2 protein-coding genes are annotated in these 1,766 nt (G+C 55.5%); one reads left to right on the forward strand and one right to left on the reverse strand.

The genetic code is table 11. The features are described 5' to 3' along the window. Positions 1–385: 385 nt before the first annotated feature. Complete coding sequence (locus tag BM228_RS33430; protein WP_092047635.1) at positions 386–652, forward strand: hypothetical protein; 267 nt, start codon at positions 386–388, stop codon at positions 650–652. Positions 653–656: 4 nt separating this feature from the next. Here the strand turns inward: BM228_RS33430 and BM228_RS34425 are convergent, their stop codons facing one another. Further along, positions 657–1,070, reverse strand: a complete 414-nt coding sequence (locus BM228_RS34425; protein WP_139234361.1) for a hypothetical protein — start codon at positions 1,068–1,070, stop codon at positions 657–659. Positions 1,071–1,766: the final 696 nt, after the last annotated feature.

Genomic DNA, 1,766 nt, shown 5'->3' on the forward strand with positions numbered 1-1,766 from the left:
AGCGATCTCGTCCCAGAGATCATCGGGCAGAAGCGGTCTGGCCATGCTAAACCAACGCTGAAAACCCCGCTCAGTGCCGTTCTGTTAGGCGCTCTAAGTCTGCTGGACCTCGAGAAGCCTCCGTGGCCGTCCGAACGAAGATAGCTTCGTGTCGACGGGTCTCGACGTCCAAGCGGGTGTGATCCCGGTGCTCGGCAACCGCAGCCTTGTTGATCCAGGCTCGGTGCTGGACGGCCCAATCGCAAGTTTGGAGGTCGGCGCGGCGGGCGGCAGCGAACCGGAAGGAAGGGCCTTGACGGCCCCACCTGTGAAAGGTGCGACGAGGATGGCGCCAAGAGCGGCGCGGCGGGTGGAGGCACTAATGACTCGCCTCCGGCGCTGCTGAATGCCTTCGATTCTTATGGCACTTCTGGAGGAAGCCGGCTTTGATGGCCTGACGCATGCTCAGATTACACAGCGCCTGACGGACGTGGCGGCCAACACCCTGGCCACATACCTCGGCGTGATGTCGTCGAGCGGCGAACTTGAACGTTATGGCGACACCTATCGTGCCGGCAATCCTGCTGTAGCTGCAGCGAACAAAGCCTGGCCGGATCCCATCTGTAAAATGTGTAAGGCGGCCCATATGCGGCGGCGCACAGTTCGACATTAGGATATCATGTCTGAACGACTTGCGGCGATGCGTCCTGCTCCACCTTTTGCGAATCGATCGCAAAAGCAACTTGCGCGATGACGTGCTGGCCAACCTGTACATCGGCGAGAAATCGTTCGTAGGAGGCCCAAAGTGATGGGGTAATCTCCACAGGACAAGTACCCCGAATATTTAGGCGCACATAGCCTGCCGCCTCAGCTTCTCTAAAAAGGTTGCGAATGTGCGTTCGCGATACACCGAGGTCGGCTGACATTTCTGTGAATGACAGATCACGTTCTCGGCCGGTGATCTGTGCCTGCGCAAGTAAGAGAAAAGCAAGGTAACCAGCATCCCGTGCCAAAAACATCATCATCGGCGGGTGATGCCGGAACGTCATTGCTTGTGTGAGGCGTCGGAACGCCGCCCGGCGGATGTTCATATGAACTGCGTCATTCTCGGATAATACCCATTCGTACCCGCAGCCTGGGATAAGCTTTAGCAGGAATCGATGGTACGCAGCCAAGTGCTCTCGATCGTGGGTCAGTAGCCGCGTCGTTGGCGTCAATAGCCGCGATCGCCGATCCGTCGGAGATGGCCGTGCTTCGGCGTACTTCGCTTGTAGAAAGCGAGCGATCATATTGTCGACCCGCCTGGGACTCGCGAGTTTCAATCTAACGATCAAGTCTCTCAGGTTGCTAGGCGTAGCCCACGTCCCTCGATCTGCTGGTTTGTAGCTGACGTGGAAGCCAACAATGAGCCCCCGCAAGCAGATCACAGCAGCGTCAGCCATCATCCAGGTCACGAAACGGTCGCCCGTGAACAAAGAGGTGAGTGATGCGACGTGCTCATCACGGGCCTAGGCAAATCGGGGGTGATTGAGCACGTCTTCTGGCGTCAACATTCCCGACCCGATCCATCAAGCGTCGAACGGTTGCCGGCTTTTGCAGCGGAAAGCGATTGCACGCAATAATTTCCATTCACGAGGCATGCATGGATGACTAGATAAGTGCATTCGATAGACGAATAAAAACAGTTGTATATATAGTCAAATATATATTTCATTTTACGTGGTGTATAAGCTGGATATTTTTAAATCTATCTGTCATATTGCAATATAATATTTGACCACCCCCCC

Origin of the sequence: Methylobacterium pseudosasicola (genome assembly GCF_900114535.1) — a bacterium.
GTDB classification, from domain to species: domain Bacteria; phylum Pseudomonadota; class Alphaproteobacteria; order Rhizobiales; family Beijerinckiaceae; genus Methylobacterium; species Methylobacterium pseudosasicola.